This is a genomic window from Variovorax sp. JS1663 (assembly GCF_002157355.1).
In the GTDB taxonomy this organism is placed as follows: domain Bacteria; phylum Pseudomonadota; class Gammaproteobacteria; order Burkholderiales; family Burkholderiaceae_C; genus Variovorax.
On record NZ_LYMK01000020.1, the window covers coordinates 46,478 to 62,894 of the forward strand.

The 16,417-nt window shown below is 67.3% G+C and carries 14 protein-coding genes and 2 tRNA genes; 6 read left to right on the forward strand and 10 right to left on the reverse strand.

Annotated elements, in window-relative coordinates; all coding sequences use genetic code 11:
* Nucleotides 1–756: a 30S ribosomal protein S2 gene (rpsB, locus tag A8M77_RS17850; protein WP_086922853.1), complete on the reverse strand. Its 756-nt coding sequence runs from the start codon at nucleotides 754–756 to the stop codon at nucleotides 1–3.
* Nucleotides 757–937: 181 nt separating this feature from the next.
* On the opposite strand from rpsB, the gene A8M77_RS17855 reads away from it, so the two are divergent.
* Genes A8M77_RS17855 through A8M77_RS17865 form a run of 3 tightly spaced genes read left to right on the forward strand, consistent with a single transcriptional unit; the run spans nucleotide 938 to nucleotide 5,074 of the window.
* A complete protein-coding gene (locus A8M77_RS17855; protein ID WP_086922854.1) occupies nucleotides 938–2,269 on the forward strand; it encodes an amidase in 1,332 nt (443 codons plus the stop codon).
* Nucleotides 2,270–2,325: 56 nt separating this feature from the next.
* Nucleotides 2,326–3,582: a D-amino acid dehydrogenase gene (locus A8M77_RS17860; RefSeq protein WP_086922855.1), complete on the forward strand. Its 1,257-nt coding sequence runs from the start codon at nucleotides 2,326–2,328 to the stop codon at nucleotides 3,580–3,582.
* A 37-nt stretch (nucleotides 3,583–3,619) separates the two neighbouring features.
* Nucleotides 3,620–5,074 carry an NAD(P)H-hydrate dehydratase gene (locus tag A8M77_RS17865; RefSeq protein ID WP_086922856.1) on the forward strand — a complete coding sequence of 485 codons (1,455 nt, stop codon included), beginning with the start codon at nucleotides 3,620–3,622 and terminating at the stop codon, nucleotides 5,072–5,074.
* 7 nt (nucleotides 5,075–5,081) lie between these two features.
* Here A8M77_RS17865 and A8M77_RS17870 read toward each other — a convergent pair whose 3' ends face one another.
* Both A8M77_RS17870 and rnr read right to left on the reverse strand, forming a co-directional pair.
* Complete coding sequence (locus A8M77_RS17870; RefSeq protein WP_086922857.1) at nucleotides 5,082–5,843, reverse strand: SDR family oxidoreductase; 762 nt, start codon at nucleotides 5,841–5,843, stop codon at nucleotides 5,082–5,084.
* A gap of 13 nt (nucleotides 5,844–5,856) precedes the next feature.
* Entirely contained in the window at nucleotides 5,857–8,124 is a 2,268-nt protein-coding gene (gene rnr, locus A8M77_RS17875) for a ribonuclease R (RefSeq protein WP_443271627.1), read from the reverse strand.
* A 75-nt stretch (nucleotides 8,125–8,199) separates the two neighbouring features.
* Here rnr and A8M77_RS17880 point away from each other — a divergent pair.
* A tRNA-Leu gene (locus A8M77_RS17880) sits at nucleotides 8,200–8,284 on the forward strand.
* Between the two features lie 81 nt (nucleotides 8,285–8,365).
* On the opposite strand, the gene rimO is transcribed toward A8M77_RS17880, so the two are convergent.
* From rimO to A8M77_RS17905, 5 genes are all read right to left on the reverse strand, one after another.
* Entirely contained in the window at nucleotides 8,366–9,775 is a 1,410-nt protein-coding gene (rimO, locus tag A8M77_RS17885; protein WP_086922858.1) for a 30S ribosomal protein S12 methylthiotransferase RimO, read from the reverse strand.
* Between the two features lie 18 nt (nucleotides 9,776–9,793).
* Nucleotides 9,794–10,351, reverse strand: a complete 558-nt coding sequence (gene phaR, locus A8M77_RS17890) for a polyhydroxyalkanoate synthesis repressor PhaR (RefSeq protein ID WP_192871632.1) — start codon at nucleotides 10,349–10,351, stop codon at nucleotides 9,794–9,796.
* A 96-nt stretch (nucleotides 10,352–10,447) separates the two neighbouring features.
* A complete protein-coding gene (locus A8M77_RS17895) occupies nucleotides 10,448–10,816 on the reverse strand; it encodes a hypothetical protein (RefSeq protein ID WP_086922860.1) in 369 nt (122 codons plus the stop codon).
* 163 nt (nucleotides 10,817–10,979) lie between these two features.
* A tRNA-Val gene (locus tag A8M77_RS17900) sits at nucleotides 10,980–11,056 on the reverse strand.
* Between the two features lie 48 nt (nucleotides 11,057–11,104).
* The gene (locus A8M77_RS17905) at nucleotides 11,105–13,315 is read right to left on the reverse strand and encodes a RelA/SpoT family protein (protein ID WP_086922861.1); all 2,211 of its coding nucleotides are present in this window, start codon (nucleotides 13,313–13,315) and stop codon (nucleotides 11,105–11,107) included.
* A 142-nt stretch (nucleotides 13,316–13,457) separates the two neighbouring features.
* Here A8M77_RS17905 and A8M77_RS17910 point away from each other — a divergent pair, with 142 nt between their 5' ends.
* Nucleotides 13,458–14,228: a 3-hydroxybutyrate dehydrogenase gene (locus A8M77_RS17910; protein ID WP_086922908.1), complete on the forward strand. Its 771-nt coding sequence runs from the start codon at nucleotides 13,458–13,460 to the stop codon at nucleotides 14,226–14,228.
* An 87-nt stretch (nucleotides 14,229–14,315) separates the two neighbouring features.
* Here A8M77_RS17910 and A8M77_RS17915 read toward each other — a convergent pair whose 3' ends face one another.
* Together A8M77_RS17915 and A8M77_RS17920 are read right to left on the reverse strand one after the other, a co-directional pair.
* Nucleotides 14,316–15,026 (reverse strand): SIMPL domain-containing protein, encoded by a 711-nt coding sequence (locus tag A8M77_RS17915; RefSeq protein WP_086922862.1) that lies wholly within the window; start codon nucleotides 15,024–15,026, stop codon nucleotides 14,316–14,318.
* A 57-nt stretch (nucleotides 15,027–15,083) separates the two neighbouring features.
* A complete protein-coding gene (locus A8M77_RS17920) occupies nucleotides 15,084–15,452 on the reverse strand; it encodes a hypothetical protein (protein ID WP_143694644.1) in 369 nt (122 codons plus the stop codon).
* 174 nt (nucleotides 15,453–15,626) lie between these two features.
* Here A8M77_RS17920 and ompR point away from each other — a divergent pair, with 174 nt between their 5' ends.
* On the forward strand, nucleotides 15,627–16,358 hold the full coding sequence (ompR, locus tag A8M77_RS17925) for an osmolarity response regulator transcription factor OmpR (protein ID WP_076997046.1): 732 nt from the start codon (nucleotides 15,627–15,629) through the stop codon (nucleotides 16,356–16,358).
* Nucleotides 16,359–16,417: the final 59 nt, after the last annotated feature.

Genomic DNA, 16,417 nt, shown 5'->3' on the forward strand with positions numbered 1-16,417 from the left:
TCAGGCGGAAGCGCCCTCTTCGACCTCGACGAACTCATCGGAATTGCCTTCCGACACGGCCTTGGCCACGTCGGCCACGGCGCTGGCACGGCCCTCCAGGATCGCGTCCGCGATGCCGCGGGCGTACAGCGTGACAGCCTTCGACGAGTCGTCGTTGCCGGGGATCACGTAGTCGATGCCCTCAGGCGAATGATTGGAGTCCACCACGCCAATCAGCGGGATGCCCAGCTTCTTGGCCTCGGCCACAGCGATCTTGTGGAAGCCCACGTCGATCACGAAGATGGCGTCCGGCAGCGCGCTCATGTCCTGGATGCCGCCGATATCCTTCTCGAGCTTCTCGATCTCGCGGTTGAAGGTCAGCTGTTCCTTCTTGCTGAGGTTGTCGAGGCCGGCTTCCTGCTGGGCCTTCATGTCCTTCAGGCGCTTGATGGAGGTCTTGACGGTCTTGAAGTTGGTCAGCATGCCGCCGAGCCAGCGGGTGTCGACGAAGGGGACGCCGGCGCGGCGCGCCTCGGTTGCCACAATCTCGCGGGCCTGGCGCTTGGTGCCCACCATCAGGATGGTGCCGCGGTTCGCGGTGAGTTGCTTGGCGTACTTCATCGCTTCCTGGAACATCGGAAGCGTCTTTTCCAGGTTGATGATGTGGATCTTGTTGCGATGGCCGAAGATGTACGGAGCCATCTTGGGGTTCCAGAAGCGGGTCTGGTGCCCGAAATGGACACCGGCTTCCAGCATTTCGCGCATGGTCGTCGACATAAGAAATTCTCCAAAGGTTGGGTCTAAAATCCAGCCCGTTTTGCGTCCCTCGTAAAGGGCCGCAACACCTTGAATGGGCTGGTTTGCGGATATGTTTTGCGCCGGGAAAAGCACCCAGAGTGAAACCCGTTGAGTATAGCACGCACCACCCCCTCGCCTTCCCTCGCAGCCACCTCACACCATGCGCCCTGACCTGCACGCCACCCGCCTCGCCCTGCTGGCGGGCGCTTCCGATGCGCGCACCGAGATGGAGCACTCCATCGCCACGGCGGACTCCCCGGCCTGCGACCACGTCTTCACCCGGCCCCTGTTCGAGGACGGGCGCCTGGCGGCCGCGGCCGGCCAGCCGGCGCAGCGCCTGGCGGGCCTGGCCTTTTCGGTCAAGGACCTGTTCGACCTGGCCGGCCAGCCCACCCCGGCCGGCTCGGTGGTCCTGGCCCATGCACCTGCGGCCCGGTCCGATGCGGCCGCCGTCGCCCGCCTCCGTGCCGCAGGCGGCGCCCTGATCGGTCGCACCAACATGACCGAATTCGCCTTTTCGGGCGTGGGCGTCAACCCGCACCACGGAACGCCGGCCAACCACGCAGATCCTGCAACGCCGCGCATTCCCGGCGGTTCTTCCTCGGGCGCCGCCATTTCGGTGGCCAGCGGTGCCGCCTTCATCGGGCTGGGCTCCGACACCGGCGGCTCCATCCGCATTCCTGCGGCGCTCAACGGCATCGTGGGCTTCAAGAGCACGGCGCGGCTGGTGCCGGCGGACGGCGCCCTGCCGCTTTCGACGACGCTGGACACGGTCTGCGCCATGACGCGTTCGGTGCGCGATGCGGTCGTCGCCCACGAGGTCCTGGCCGCCCGCCGCGTGACGCCGGGAACCGCGCCCCTCGCCGTCTACAGGCTGGCGGTGGTCAAGGGCCTGTTCCTCGACGAGCTCGAACCCGCCGTGGCGACCGCCTTCGAGCGCACCCTGCGCACCCTGCGGACCGCCGGTGCCCGGATCGACGAGATCGCCCTGCCGGAGCTGGCCGAGCTGCGCACCATCAACGCGACCGGCGGCTTCTCCGCCGCCGAGGCCTACGCTTGGCACCGCCTGCTGCTGGAGCGCAGCGGCGCCGGCTACGACCCGCGGGTGGCCCAGCGCATCCTCAAGGGCGCGACCATGAAGGCGCACGAGTACATCGACCTGGTCCACGCGCGGCGCGACTGGATCGCGCGCATGGAACTGGCTCTCGCCCCCTTCGACGCCCTGCTCTCGCCCACGGTGCCGATGGTCGCGCCGGCCATCGCCGAGGTCGCGCCGGGTACCGAGCGCGACGAGGCTTTCTTCCGCATCAACGCATTGCTGCTGCGCAACCCGTCGGTGGTCAACATGCTCGACGGCTGCGCCATCTCGCTGCCATGCCACGCCGAGGGCGAACTGCCGGTCGGTCTCATGCTCTGGCATGCGGCCCTGCACGACGACGCCATCCTGGCCGTCGCGCTGCAGGTGGAACGCGAGTTGCAAGCACCCCACTAGCCAGTGACCGCCTGTCCACCCGCGGGCAGGCTCATTTTTTCACCGCAAAGAATCGAATGAAGATCGCGATCGTGGGCGCCGGCATCATCGGCGTCACCACAGCCTGGGAGCTGGCCTCGGACGGGCATGAAGTGATGGTCTTCGAGCGCCGCGGCGCCGCCGCCGAGGAGTCCAGTTTCGCCAACGCCGGCGTGGTTGCCCCCGGCTACGTCACGCCCTGGGCCGGACCCGGCATGCGCGGCAAGGTGTTGCGATCGCTGCTCTCCACGCATGGCGCGGTCAAGCTGCGCTGGCCGCTCTCCGGGCGCGACCTCGGCTGGATGTCGCGCTGGCAGCGTGCCTGCAAGCTCGAGAGCTACCTGGCCAACCGGGCACGGATGCAGCGCCTGGCCTTCTACAGCCGCACCCGGCTGCACGAGATCACCGAGGCGCGGGAGCTCATCTACGAGCGCAGCGACGGCTACCTCGTGCTGTTGCGAACCAAGCGGGACAAGAAGTTGGTGCAGGCGGGACTCGAGGTGCTGCGCCAGACGGGCAGCACCTTCCGCGAGGTGGACGCCGACGAGGCGCGCCGGATCGAGCCCGCGCTGAGCACCGAGACCGCACTGGCCGGCGCCATCCACCTGCCGGACGACGAAGTCGCCAACTGCCGCCAGTTCGCCCTGTTGCTCAAGTGGGAGGCCGAGGCGCTGGGCGCGCAATTCCACTTCAACTGCGACCTCGCACCCTTCAGCCGCGCCGCGCCAACCGAACTGCGGCTGGCCAGCGGCTCCGAGGGCCTGCGCTTCGACGCGGTGGTGGTGTGCGCCGGCGTGGCGTCGGCCGAACTGCTGAAGCCGCTGGGCCTGCGCATCCCGTTGGCGCCGGTCTACGGTCATTCGATCAGCGCCCAGATCCGCGAGCCGCTCAACGCGCCGCGCAGCGCGGTGATGGACGAGCGCTTCAAGGTTGCGATCTCGCGCCTGGGCCTGCGCGTGCGGGTGGCAGGCAGCGCCGAGATCGGTGGCTCGCTCGGCAACATGCATCCGGATGCGCTGCGCACGCTCTACAAGGTGCTGCAGGACTGGTTTCCGGGGGCCGTCACGCTGCAGGCCGGCGTCCAGCAATGGAAGGGTGCGCGGCCGATGCTGCCCGACGGCCCGCCCATCATCGGCCCGAGCGGCGTGCCTGGCGTGTGGCTGAACCTCGGCCATGGCTCCAGCGGCTGGGCGCTGTCCTGCGGCAGCGCGCGGGTGCTCGCGGACCTGATGGGCGGGCGGGACGCCGGCATCGACCTGGAGGGGCTGGGCATCGAGCGTTTGCTGCAACACTAGCGGCTTCCGCAGCCTCTCCGAAACCGGAACGCCCCGCATGCAACGCATCACCGCCGCCACCGCTGCACCGCTGTTCGGCACGGCCGCCTCGCGCCGGATCGAACAGGCCGCCGCGGCCATCCTGCCGGCCCACACCCTGATGCAGCGCGCCGGGCTGGCGGTCGCACGGCTCGCGATGGCCGTGGCGCCGCATGCCCGCACGATCTGGGTCGCCTGCGGCCCAGGCAACAACGGCGGCGATGGCTTCGAGGCGGCGACCCAGCTCCAGCGCCGCGGCTTCACACCGGTCGTCACGCGCATCGGCGACGACGCCCGCCTGCCGGCCGATGCACGCGCCTCGCTGCAACGAGCGCAGGACGCCGGCGTGCGCTTCGCCGACGCGCCGCCCGCGCACGCCGATCTGGCCATCGATGCCCTGCTCGGCCTCGGCGCCGGCCGCGCCCCCGACGGCCTGATGGCGGATTGGCTGCGGCGCATGCACATGGGCACCGCGCCCGTGCTGAGCATCGATCTGCCCGCCGGGTTGAATGCCGATACGGGCACCCTCTCACTGGACTTCCTGGCACCCACCGCCGACCGCGTCCAGGAGACCCGCCGGCTGTGCCTGAGCCTGCTGACGCTCAAGCCCGGACTCTTCACTGGGCAAGGACGCGACGCCTCCGGCGAGCTGTGGTTCGATGACCTGGAGGCCTCGCCGGGCGCCGAGCCGCCCACTGCTCGCCTGCCCGGCGCGCCGGGCGCAATGGCCCGGCGCCATGCCACGCACAAGGGCAGCTACGGCGATGTAGCGGTGATCGGCGGGGCGCCCGGCATGGCAGGGGCCGCCTTGCTGGCGGCCTCCGCGGCACTCCATGCCGGCGCCGGCCGGGTGTACGTGGCATCGCTCGATGCGGAGCTTCCAGCCCTGGCCGCTGCACAGCCCGAGTTGATGTTCCGGCTCCCCGTCGCGCTGGCGCTGCCGGATCTGAGCGTGGTCTGCGGCTGCGGTGGCGGCGAGGCCGTGCGTGACCTGCTTCCCAAGGTGCTCGGCGCCTCCCAAGCCTTGGTGCTCGATGCCGACGCGCTCAATGCCATTGCCGCCGACGATGTGCTGCAACGCCAGCTCGCCGCCCGCGCCGGCCGGCCCACGGTCCTGACGCCGCATCCCCTGGAAGCCGCGCGCCTGCTGGGCACGAGCACGGCCGAGGTGCAGGCCGACCGATTGCGCACGGCGTGCGAACTCGCGCGACGCTTCGGTGCCACGGTTGTTCTCAAGGGATCGGGCACCATCGTCGCAGCCCCGGGCGAAACGCCGCTGATCAATCCCACAGGCAATGCGCGCCTCGCCACCGCCGGCACGGGTGACGTGCTGGCCGGCATGATCGGCGCAGCACTCGCAGCCGGACGCCCGCCGATGGCAGCCAGTTGGGAAGCCGCCTGGGAGCATGGCGCGCGGGCAGAGCGCTGGCCGGCACGCCTGCCCCTCACGGCCGGCGCACTGGCACGAGGTTGAAGCCCGTCTACCCGCGCCCGACGAAGGGCATCTTGGTCGCCATCACTGTGTGGAACAGCACGTTGGCCTCCAGCGGCAGGTTCGCCATGTAGAGCACGGACTGGCCGACGATGGCCACATCCATCACGGGCTCGATCGCGATCTCGCCATTGGCCTGCGGCACGCCCTTGGCCATCCGCGCGGCCAGCTCGGTCAGCGCGTTGCCCACGTCGATCTGGCCGACCGCGATGTCATGCTTGCGGCCGTCGAGCGAAGCCGTCTTGGTCAGCCCCTGCACCGCATGCTTGGTCGCGGTGTAGGCGATCGAATTGGGTCGCGGCGCGGTGGCGGAGATCGATCCGTTGTTGATGATGCGGCCGCCGCGCGGCGTCTGTGCCTTCATCGTGCGGAAGGCCTGCTGGATGCAATAGAACATCCCGTTGAGGTTGATGTCGACCACGCCGCGCCATTGTTCCGGCGTCCAGTCCTCGAAGGGTCCCGGCGGGTTGCCGACGCCGGCGTTGTTGAACAGGAGGTCGACCCGCCCGAAGCGCTCCACCGCGGCAGCAAACAGGGCCTGCACCGACTCCGGATTGGCCACGTCGGTCGGCACCGCGAACGCACGGCCCCCGGCGCCGGACTCGTCGGCCACCTGCTCCAGAGGCTCCAGCCGGCGGCCGGCCAGCACCACGCTCCATCCGTCGCCCAACAGGGCCAGCGCTGCTGCGCGGCCGATGCCAGTGCCGGCGCCCGTCACGATCGCGATGCGGCTCTTCTTGTCTGCACTCATCTTCGTTTCTCCTTCAGCGACGCGTCTTGCGCCCTTTCATCTTGTTGGCAGCCTTCTTGACGGCCGAGCGAAAAGCCTGCATCGCGGATTGCGGCGCTGCCCCCGGCACACGCTCCACCGCCGCCACCGCCTCGGGCTTCTTCCGCGCGCTGCGCTTGGTCGAAGCCTTGGCCGGCACACCGGCGGCGGCCACGCCCTTGTCCTTCATCGCGCGCGCCGCAAGCTCCTCGCCTTCGCGCACGAGACGGAAGTCGATCTTGCGGCCATCGAGGTCGACCCGGCTGACCTGCACCCGCACGCGGGTGCCGATCGCGTAGCGGATGCCGGTGCGCTCGCCGCGCAGCTCCTGCCGCTGCTCGTCGAACTTGAAGTACTCGCCGCCGAGCTCGGTGATGTGCACAAGCCCTTCCACGTACATCGCATCGAGCGTGACGAAGATGCCGAAGGTGGTGGCAGCCGTGACCACGCCCCCGTATTCCTCGCCCAGGTGCTCACGCATGTACTTGCACTTGAGCCAGGCCTCCACGTCGCGGCTGGCCTCGTCGGCACGCCGCTCATTGGCGCTGCAGTGCAAGCCTGCCGCTTCCCAGGCCAGCACTTCCTTGCTCGGCGCCACGCTGGTCTTCTGCGGCTTGGCAGTGGGCGATTTCACGCGCGAGGCCAGCCGCTTGGCAAGCTTGGCGTGGGCCTCGCCCGGCGTCGGCAGCATCGGCAACTGGTACTTGGTCCGGCTCAGGATGGCTTTGATCACGCGATGCACCAGCAGATCCGGGTAGCGACGGATCGGGCTGGTGAAATGGGTGTAGGCCTCGTAGGCCAGGCCGAAATGGCCGCTGTTGATCGGCGTGTAGATAGCCTGCTGCATCGAGCGCAACAGCATGGTGTGGATCTGCTGCGCATCGGGCCGCTCCTTCGTCGCCTCGGCAATCGCCTGGAACTCGCCGGGCCGGGGATCGTCCGTGATCGACAGGCCCACGCCCATGGCCTTGAGGTAGCCGCGCAGGATCTCCTTCTTCTCGGGGGTCGGACCTTCGTGCACACGGTAGAGCCCCGGGTGCTTGCCCTCGGCGATGAAGTCTGCGCTGCAGACGTTGGCAGCGAGCATGGCCTCCTCGATCAGGCGGTGCGCCTCGTTGCGCACGCGCGGCACGATCTTCTCGATGCGGCCGGCCTCGTCGCAGATGATCTGGGTCTCGGTGGTCTCGAAGTCCACCGCGCCGCGCTTGCCGCGCTGCTGCAGGAGCGCGCGATAGACGTCGTGCAGGTTCAACAGGTCCTTCACCCGCTCCTTGCGCCTGGCCGCCTCGGGGCCGCGGGTGTTGGCCAGGATCGCTGCCACCTCGGTGTAGGTGAAGCGTGCATGGCTCCACATCACCGCGGGGTAAAACTGATAGGCGTAGATCTCGCCATCAGCCGCCACCAGCATGTCGCACACCATGCACAGCCGCTCCACCTCGGGGTTGAGCGAGCACAGGCCATTCGACAGCTTCTCCGGCAGCATCGGGATCACGCGGCGCGGGAAGTAGACACTGGTCGCTCGGTCATAGGCATCGATGTCGATGGCCGAGCCGGTGTGCACATAAGCGCTGACGTCCGCGATCGCGACCAGCAGGCGCCAGCCCTTGCCGCGGCCCACCTTGGCGGGCTCGCAGTAAACGGCATCGTCGAAGTCGCGCGCATCCTCGCCATCGATGGTGACCAGCGGGATATCGGTCAGGTCGACGCGGCCCTTCTTGTCGGTGGTCCGCACCTTGTCGGGCAAGGCCTTGGCCTCGGCCAGGCAGGCTTCGGAGAACTCGTGCGGCACGCCGTACTTGCGCACCGCGATCTCGATCTCCATGCCCGGATCGTCGATCTCGCCAAGCACTTCCTTCACGCGGCCGACGGGCTGGCCGAACAACGCGGGCGGCTCGGTCAGTTGCACGACGACCACCTGGCCGACCTTGGCCGTGCCTGTCGCACCCTTGGGGATCAGCACGTCCTGGCCGTAGCGCTTGTCTTCGGGAGCGACCAGCCAGATGCCGCCTTCGTGCAGCAAGCGACCGATGATCGGCTGCTCCGGCCGCTCGATGATCTCGACAACGCGACCCTCGGGTCGGCCGCGCCGATCCTGGCGCACGACGCGCGCCTTGACGCGGTCCTTGTGCAACACAGCGCGCATCTCGTTGGGGGGCAGATAGATGTCGGCTTCACCATCGTCGCGCTGCACGAAACCGTGCCCATCGCGATGACCTTGCACCGTGCCTTCGACTTCGTCCAGCAGACCGCCGGAGTGGCTCAAATTTTTGATATATACTCTCTTTCTTTCCTGAAATTCAAACCTGTTGCGAGGGGTCAAACCCCAAGCAGCAAGTGGGCCCAGATGGCGGAATTGGTAGACGCACTAGTTTCAGGTACTAGCGAGTAACATCGTGGAGGTTCGAGTCCTCTTCTGGGCACCAAGTTTAGACAACCCTTCTGGGTATTCTTCGATTGAAGCCACCGGTCTCCGGTGGCTTTTTTCTTGTCCGTTCCAGACAGCATCAGATGGGCAGCGCGACCAGGTCGTGCCCCTCGGCGCCGACGATGCGGGCGCGCGTGAACTCGCCGACCTTCAGCGTCTTGCTGATCTTCTCCGGCGGCAGCAGGCGCACCGTGCCGTCGATCTCGGGTGCATCGGCATAGGTCCGACCCACGCCACCTTTGCGTCCGAGAGCCGGCGCTGAATCGACCAGCACCTGCATGGTCGCGCCGATGCGCCGCCGCAGCCTGGCAACAGACACCGCTTCGGCCACTTCCATGAAACGCGCACGACGCGCCTCGCGCTCGGCCTCCGGCAGCATGCCTGGCAGCTCGTTGGCGGCCGCACCCTGGACGGGGCTGTAGGCGAAGCAGCCGGCGCGGTCGATCTCGGCCTCGCGGATGAAGTCGAGCAGGTGCTCGAACTCCGCCTCCGTCTCGCCGGGAAAGCCGGCAATGAAGGTGCTGCGGATCACCAGGTCCGGGCAGATCTCGCGCCAGCGCGCAATGCGCTCCAGGTTCTTCTCGCCGCTGGCGGGGCGCTTCATCCGTCGCAGCACATCGGGATGGCTATGCTGCAGCGGCACGTCGAGGTACGGCAGCACCTTGCCGCTCGCCATCAGCGGAACCACTTCGTCCACGCTCGGATAGGGATAGACGTAGTGCAGACGAACCCAGGCGCCGTAGGGCTCGGCGATCTCGCCCAGCGTATGCACCAGTTCCAGCATGCGGGTCTTGACCGGCTTGCCGTCCCAGAAGCCGGTGCGGTACTTCACATCGACGCCATAGGCCGAGGTATCCTGGCTGATCACCAGCAGTTCCTTGACGCCGCCTTCGAACAGGGCCTTGGCCTCGCCGAGCACATCGCCCACAGGCCGCGACACGAGGTCGCCGCGCATCGAGGGAATGATGCAGAAGGTGCAGCGGTGGTTGCAGCCCTCGCTGATCTTCAGATAGGCGTAGTGCCGCGGCGTCAGCTTCAACCCCGCGACACCGAAGGCCTGCGGCACCAGGTCGATGAAGGGATCGTGCGGCTTGGGCAGGTTGGCGTGGACCGCGTCCATCACCTCCTGCGTCGCGTGCGGGCCGGTGACAGCCAGCACGCTCGGATGCATCTGGCGCACCAAGTTGCCGCCGGCCTCGCCGGTCTTGGCGCCCAGGCAGCCGGTGACGATCACGCGGCCGTTCTCGGCCAGCGCCTCGCCGATGGTGTCCAGGCTCTCCTTGACCGCGTCATCGATGAAGCCGCAGGTGTTGACGATCACCAAGTCGGCGCCTTCGAAGGTCTTGGAGGTCTGGTAGCCCTCGGCACTCAGTTGGGTCAGGATCAATTCGGAATCAGTCAGCGCCTTGGGGCAGCCCAGGCTGACGAAGCCCACCTTGGGCGCGGCGGCCGACACGGTCGTGGGTTCGGGGGAAGCTACTTCGCTCATAGCCCCCTATTGTCAGCGCTAACGGTCGGTCTGCCCGTTTTGGGGTCGCTTGAGGCCGAAGGCGCCCAGCACCTGCTCGGTGTTTTTTTGCATCTGCTCCTGCATCTGCAGAAAGACATTCTTGGACTGTTCAACGTAGCTGCCCATCAGGCCCTGGAGCACCGGGGATTGCAGGGTCATGAAGCGTGACCACATCTCGGGCGTGAGCGCCTGTGCCTTCTCGGCCAGTTGCGCCTGCACCTCCGCCATGGCCTGGATGTTCTTCTCCAGATAAGGCCCCATGTAGCCCTGCATCGCATGGCCATAGAAGCGGATGATGTTTGCGAGCACCTGCTCGGTGAACATCGGTGCGCCCCCGGCCTCCTCTTCCAGGATGATCTGCAGCAGGATGCTGCGCGTCAGGTCGTCCCCGCTCTTGGCATCCCGCACCACGAAGGGCGACTTGTCCATCACCAGCTGCCTGACCTCGGTGAGGGTGATGTAGGCGGAGGTTTCCGTGTCGTAGAGCCTGCGGTTCGGATATTTCTTGATGACCCGCTGCGCCGGCTTGTCACCAGCGGACTTCTTGCTCTGCACTACGGACTCCTTGAGGTTTGGCGCTTCAAGCGCAAACCATTCTAGGGAGCGGGTTTGCTGCACCGCGCCAAGGTTTACCCTGACCGGCCAGCGCCGTCAATCCAGCGTCGTGGCGTACTCGGCGCCGCACACCTTGCAGACCGCCGACTCGGGGCGCTCCTCGGTGCTGTCGCGAAAGTGCAAGGGACTCTTGACGCCGTTGAAGACCCAGCAGCGCGGGCAGTGCTCATGGCCCGCCAGCGGCAGGTAACCCCGTGCGCGCTGCTCGGCCCGTTCCCGCGTGACGGGTGACCCCTGCCGCACCGTTCGCGCGACGTCCTCGGCGGCCATGGTGCCGGCCCGACCATTGGCCCGGTCATTCAGCCCATAGACCACGCGTGCGAACTCCAGCGGGGCCTGGCGCAGCAACGCTGCCAAGCGGAGTTCCTCGAGTGCCGGACCGGTCTCAGTCTCAGGCGTGGTCATCGTTTCTCCGGATTGCGGGGTGTGGTGGTGATGGCGAGCGGCCAAGTTACCACAACTGTCGACGTATTCGCCAGTCGACGAAGGCCGTAGGCCATGCGGGGGAAGAAACGCCGTCGCGGAGGGGCAGCCGCTGGTTGTCGGCTGCTTCGCTTCGGGAAAGGATTGGTAGGCGCGATTGGACTCGAACCAACGACCCCCACCATGTCAAGGTGGTGCTCTAACCAGCTGAGCTACGCGCCTGAGTTCGTTCGAGAGATGGGAGTATAGCAGGCCGCGTGATGCACTTTTTCAGCGGCGTCGTGCGGAACGCACCCCGGGCACCACCGCGACCACGGCCAGCACCTGCGCGAGCCGCGCCGCGTCACCGATCTCGATCGTGAAGGTCATCCATGCGGTGCCCTTGACCGATTGCGTCTGCACGCCGATCACGTTCATCTTCTCGCGCGCAAATACGTCGGAGATGTCGCGCAACAGGCCCTGGCGATCTGCCGCCTCGACCGCCACGTCGACCGCATACACCGACGCATCGCCGCCGCCATGCGGCTCGCCCCACTCCACGTCGATCACGCGCTCGGCATCGCGGGCTGCCATCATCCGGAAGCTGCTGCAGTTGGCGCGGTGGATGCTGACGCCGTGCCCGCGCGTCACGAAGCCGCGGATCGGATCGGGCGGCGCCGGCTTGCAGCACTTGGCGAGCTGGGTCATCAGCGATGAGACGCCGACCACCAGCACCCCGCCCTTGCCGGTATTGGTACCGGCACGCGCCTTCTTGATGACCACGCCGTCATCCGGTGCCTGCACGGGCTCCGGCGGCGGACGCAACAGCATCTCGATGTTGCGCAGCGAGAACTCGTCCTTGCCCACCACCTCGAACAACTGATCGGCGGACTTGAACCCCAGCTGCGAAGCCAGGTCATCGAGCTTCAGCGCGGTCTTGCCCTCGCGCTGCAGCACCTTCTCGACCGCTTCGCGTCCGCGCGCCACCGTCTCATGCGTAATCTGCGCATTGAACCAGGCACGCACCTTGGCACGCGCCCGATGGCTGGCGAGATAGCCCAACTCCGCGTTGAGCCAGTCGCGCGACGGACCGCCCTCCTTGGCCGCGATGATCTCCACCGTCTGCCCGTTCTGCAGCGGCGTGTTCAAGGGCACCATCGCACCGTCGACGCGCGCACCACGGCAGCGATGACCCAGGCTGGTGTGCACCGAGTAGGCGAAGTCGACCGCCGTCGCACCCTGCGGCAATTCGACGATGGCTGCATCGGGCGTCAGCACGTAGATGCGGTCATCGAAGAGGCCCTGCCCCTGCGAGCCGCCGGACAGGTCGCGCTCCCAGGCCAGCAGTTGCCGCAGCACGGCGATCTTGGCGTCGTATTCGCCGCTCGCCCACACGCCCGCGTAGCCCTTCTGGCCCGCTTCCTTGTAGGCCCAGTGGGCCGCCACGCCATGCTCCGCATGGTCGTGCATCTCCTGCGTGCGGATCTGGATCTCGATCGGCTTGCCCACATGCCCGCCGACCACCTCGCGCACGACCGTGTGCAGCGACTGGTACCCGTTCGGCTTGGGCCGCGCGATGTAGTCGTCGAACTCCTCGGTGATCGGCTGGAAGTGCGAATGCACCCAGGCCAGCGCCGCATAGCAGTCCTTCACGTCGGCCACCACGACGCGCAGCGCCAGGATGTCGAAGACCTGCGCGAAGTCCAGCGACTTGCCGCGCATCTTCTTGACGATGCTGTAGATGTTCTTCGGCCGCCCCTGCACGGTGGCCTTGACGCCCTCCCCGGCCAGCTCGCGCTCCAGCCTCGAGCGCAACTGCTCGACGTAGCCCTCGCGCTCGATGCGCTTCTCGTCCAACAGGCGGGCGATCAGCTTGTAGGTGTCGGGCTCCAGAAAGCGGAAGGACAGGTCCTCGATCTCCCACTTGACCTGCCAGATGCCCAGCCGGTTCGCCAGCGGCGCAAACACCTGCAGCGATTCGCGCGCCACGCCCTCCGGCACCGGCTGCTTGCTCGCCGCCGCATAGCGCAGAGTCTGAAGCCGCGAAGCGAGCCGCAGCATCACGACGCGCAGGTCGCGCGAGAAGGCGAGCAGCATCTTGCGCACGTTTTCGGTCTGCGTGCCGGCCCCGTCCGCCAGGTGCGCGCTCGCCGTGGCCGTGCGTGCCTGCTTCTGCACGTGCACGAGCTTGGTGGTCTCCACCGCGAGCGCGGCGAAGTTGTCGCCGAAGACCTTGGCGATCACCTCCTGCGGACGGTTCAGGTGCTGGCAGGAATAGACCAGGTAGCTGGCCGCCTGCATCGCCTCCGAGCCGCCCATCGCGGCCACGATCGCGGCGACCGCGTCGGCATGCGCAAGCGTGTTCTCGCCAGTGTCCAGCGTCTCGTCGGCGATCAGCGGCTCGGCGAAGGCGCGGGCCCGCGCAAGCATGTTCGCCTGCACGGGCGTGCGCTCGGCGGTCGCGGCCGACAGCGGATAGTCGACCACGGAAGCGCCGGACATCGAGAGGCCGGGTTGATCGCGCTTCACTCGATCGCCCCCTCCCGGGCGGCGTGACGGACGACGGGCTCGATCATGAAACGGAGCAAAAGGCGATGAAGATAATGGGCTCGTCGCATCCTAATTCATCCGGAGATTGATCATCATGCTCAAAGGCAAAACCGCGCTTGTCACGGGGTCCACCAGTGGCATCGGCCTCGGTATCGCGAAGGCGCTGGCGCAACAGGGCGCCAACATCGTGCTCAACGGTTTCGGCGACGCCGAGGGGTCGAAGACCGAGATCGCCTCGTTGGGCGTGAAGGTCGACTACCACGGTGCCGACATGAGCAAGCCGTCGGACATCGAGGACATGATGCAGTTCGGCGCCTCGAAGTTCGGCCGCATCGACATCCTCGTCAACAATGCCGGCATCCAGCACGTCGCAAAGGTCGAGGACTTTCCGGCGGAGCGCTGGGACGCGGTGATCGCGATCAACCTCAGCAGCGCCTTCCACACCACGCGCCTGGCAGTACCGGCCATGCGCGAAGCCAATTGGGGCCGCATCATCAACATCGCTTCGGCCCACGGGCTCGTGGCCTCGGCGCAGAAGTCGGCCTACGTGGCGGCCAAGCATGGCATCGTCGGGCTCACCAAGGCAGTGGCGCTGGAGACCGCCACCACCGGCGTGACCTGCAATGCAATCTGCCCGGGCTGGGTGCTGACGCCGCTGGTCCAGAAGCAGATCGATGACCGCTCGGCGCGCGAAGGCATATCGGTCGAGCAGGCCCAGAAGGATCTGCTCGGCGAAAAGCAGCCGTCGCTGCAGTTCACCACGGTCGAGCAACTGGGTGGCCTCGCGGTCTTCCTGTGCTCGACAGCCGCCGATCAGGTGCGCGGCGTGGCCTGGCAGGTCGACGGCGGCTGGACCGCCCAGTAGTAGAGCCCCCCGGCTTTTCACTGCGCTTCGCTGCGTGTACCCCCCGAGGGGAGGCTCGGCCGCCTTGGGCCGGCCCGGGGCAGCCGACTACTTCAGCTGCACCGAGCCCGAGACGTTGACCACCACGCTGGTCTTGCCAGCCTCGACCGGCACGGCCGAGTCGTAGGCCATCTTCGAGGACGCGGCCTCCACCGCCATCATGCGGGGCCGGATCGGCCCGCCCTGGTTGGCATTGACCGAGACCTCGCGCAAGGTGTAGCCGCCGAAGCCGAAGCCCTTGGCGAGCTCTGCGGCCTTCTGCTTGAAGTTCTCGATCGCGATGGTCTGCGCCTCGGCTTCCACCTTGGCGCGCTGTTCGCGGCTCAGGCCAAAGCCGATGCCTCCCACGGTGAGGGTGGAAATGCGGCCGGCCGTCTGCGTGATGCGCGGAAAGTCCTTGCCTTCCAGCACCAGTTCAGTGGTGCCAGACCACCCGGTGATCTTGCCGTCGCGCGTGTAGCGCGGCACCAGGCTGAAGTTGCCGGTGCGCACGTCGAGCAAACCCACCTGGGCATTCTTCTTCGCCTCGGCCAGCGCGGCGTCCAACGCGGTCTTCAGCTGCGTCTGCACCGTTGCCGCGTCAGCTGCGTCGCGCGTGGTACTCAGGGTCATGGACAGCAGGTCCTGCTGCACCTCCACCGTTCCGTCGGCCGACAGCTGAAGCACGTTCTGCGGCGGCGTCCAGGGTGCGCTCTGGGCCATCACAGCGCCGGCGCTCATCAATGCGGCGCACGCCGCGATCTTCTTGATCTTTTTCAAGCTGAGTATCTTCCCGATGGAATAAAGAAAAGAACGACCGGCCCTTGCGGGCCGCGCTCACGGGCGTTGGCTGCGCGGTGCCGTCAGCAGGTTGCTGCCCGGGGGCGGCATCAAGCGCTCGGCCGGCTGTGATTCTGCCGAGTGGATCAGTTCCTGCCGGGGATCCTGCCTCGGCACCCACTGCTGCCGCACCTGCTGCCGCAATTCGACGAGCTCGGCCGGCGTTAGCCGGCGGCCGACGGCGGCCTCTTCCCGCCGGATTTCCTCCCGCTTCGCCGCCCGATGGGCCTCGACCGCTTCGCGCACCTCGGCGCGCACTTCGCTGCGCCGCTGGTCTCCGACCCGGATGAATCCCCAAGGTTCCGCTTGCGCAGACAGGGCGCAGCACAGCAGCAGGAGGGAGGAACTGACAAAAGCGGATTTCATGGATGGGAATTGGCGGGCTCGGGACGACTGTGCCACCGCCACATATGTGGCAAGCGTCAAGAGGGCTAGCGCCCGCAAGTTTTGTAACTTAGTGTCAAACGAGTACGAAAAGAGGCCTCAATGGCTCCTCATCCCCTTCAAAATCGGCACTGTTACAAATTTGGCGTTGTAGAAATGAATCAATCACCCGCTCGCACAGACAAGATCGTGATCGTCGACGACGACGCACGCATCCGCGACCTGCTGCGTCGCTACCTGACCCAGGAAGGCTTCGAGGTCATCGTGGCGGAAGACGGCAAGGCGCTCAACCGCATCCTCCTGCGCGACACGGTCGACCTGATCGTGCTCGACCTGATGATGCCCGGCGAAGACGGCCTCTCGGTCTGCCGCCGCCTCCGTGCCGCCAATGACCGCACGCCCATCATCATGCTCACCGCCAAGGGCGAGGACGTGGACCGCATCGTCGGCCTGGAGGTCGGCGCCGACGATTACCTGGGCAAGCCCTTCAACCCGCGCGAGCTGCTGGCCCGGGTGCACGCGGTGCTGCGGCGCCGCCCGCCACTGGAGGCGCCGGGTGCCCCCTCCACGGACAACGAGACGGTGAACTTCGGCCCCTTCAGCTTCGACCTCGGCTCGCGCACCCTCAAGAAGGACGGCGAGGAGCTGTCCCTCACGACCGGCGAGTTCGCGATGCTCAAGGCCCTCGTGCGGCATCCGCGCCAGCCGCTGTCACGCGAGAAGCTGGCCCAGCTGGCGCGCGGCCGCGAATTCGAGCCCTTCGACCGCAGCCTGGACGTGCAGATCTCGCGCCTGCGCAAGCTGGTCGAATCCGACGCCGCGCAGCCACGCTACATCCAGACCGTCTGGGGCGTCGGCTACGTGTTCGTGCCGGACGGCACGACCTGAGGCACCGAGTTTCCGTGGCCGCCACCTTCGGCCCCAAGACGACATCGCCCACCCCCTTC

Bases quoted from the DNA above. Each gene is read 5' to 3' on its own strand.
- rpsB (WP_086922853.1), bottom strand. From the start codon at position 756: ATGTCGACGACCATGCGCGAAATGCTGGAAGCCGGTGTCCATTTCGGG.
- A8M77_RS17855 (WP_086922854.1), top strand. From the start codon at position 938: ATGCGCCCTGACCTGCACGCCACCCGCCTCGCCCTGCTGGCGGGCGCT.
- A8M77_RS17860 (WP_086922855.1), top strand. From the start codon at position 2,326: ATGAAGATCGCGATCGTGGGCGCCGGCATCATCGGCGTCACCACAGCC.
- A8M77_RS17865 (WP_086922856.1), top strand. From the start codon at position 3,620: ATGCAACGCATCACCGCCGCCACCGCTGCACCGCTGTTCGGCACGGCC.
- A8M77_RS17870 (WP_086922857.1), bottom strand. From the start codon at position 5,843: ATGAGTGCAGACAAGAAGAGCCGCATCGCGATCGTGACGGGCGCCGGC.
- rimO (WP_086922858.1), bottom strand. From the start codon at position 9,775: ATGAGCGAAGTAGCTTCCCCCGAACCCACGACCGTGTCGGCCGCCGCG.
- A8M77_RS17895 (WP_086922860.1), bottom strand. From the start codon at position 10,816: ATGACCACGCCTGAGACTGAGACCGGTCCGGCACTCGAGGAACTCCGC.
- A8M77_RS17905 (WP_086922861.1), bottom strand. From the start codon at position 13,315: ATGTCCGGCGCTTCCGTGGTCGACTATCCGCTGTCGGCCGCGACCGCC.
- A8M77_RS17910 (WP_086922908.1), top strand. From the start codon at position 13,458: ATGCTCAAAGGCAAAACCGCGCTTGTCACGGGGTCCACCAGTGGCATC.
- A8M77_RS17920 (WP_143694644.1), bottom strand. From the start codon at position 15,452: ATGAAATCCGCTTTTGTCAGTTCCTCCCTCCTGCTGCTGTGCTGCGCC.
- ompR (WP_076997046.1), top strand. From the start codon at position 15,627: ATGAATCAATCACCCGCTCGCACAGACAAGATCGTGATCGTCGACGAC.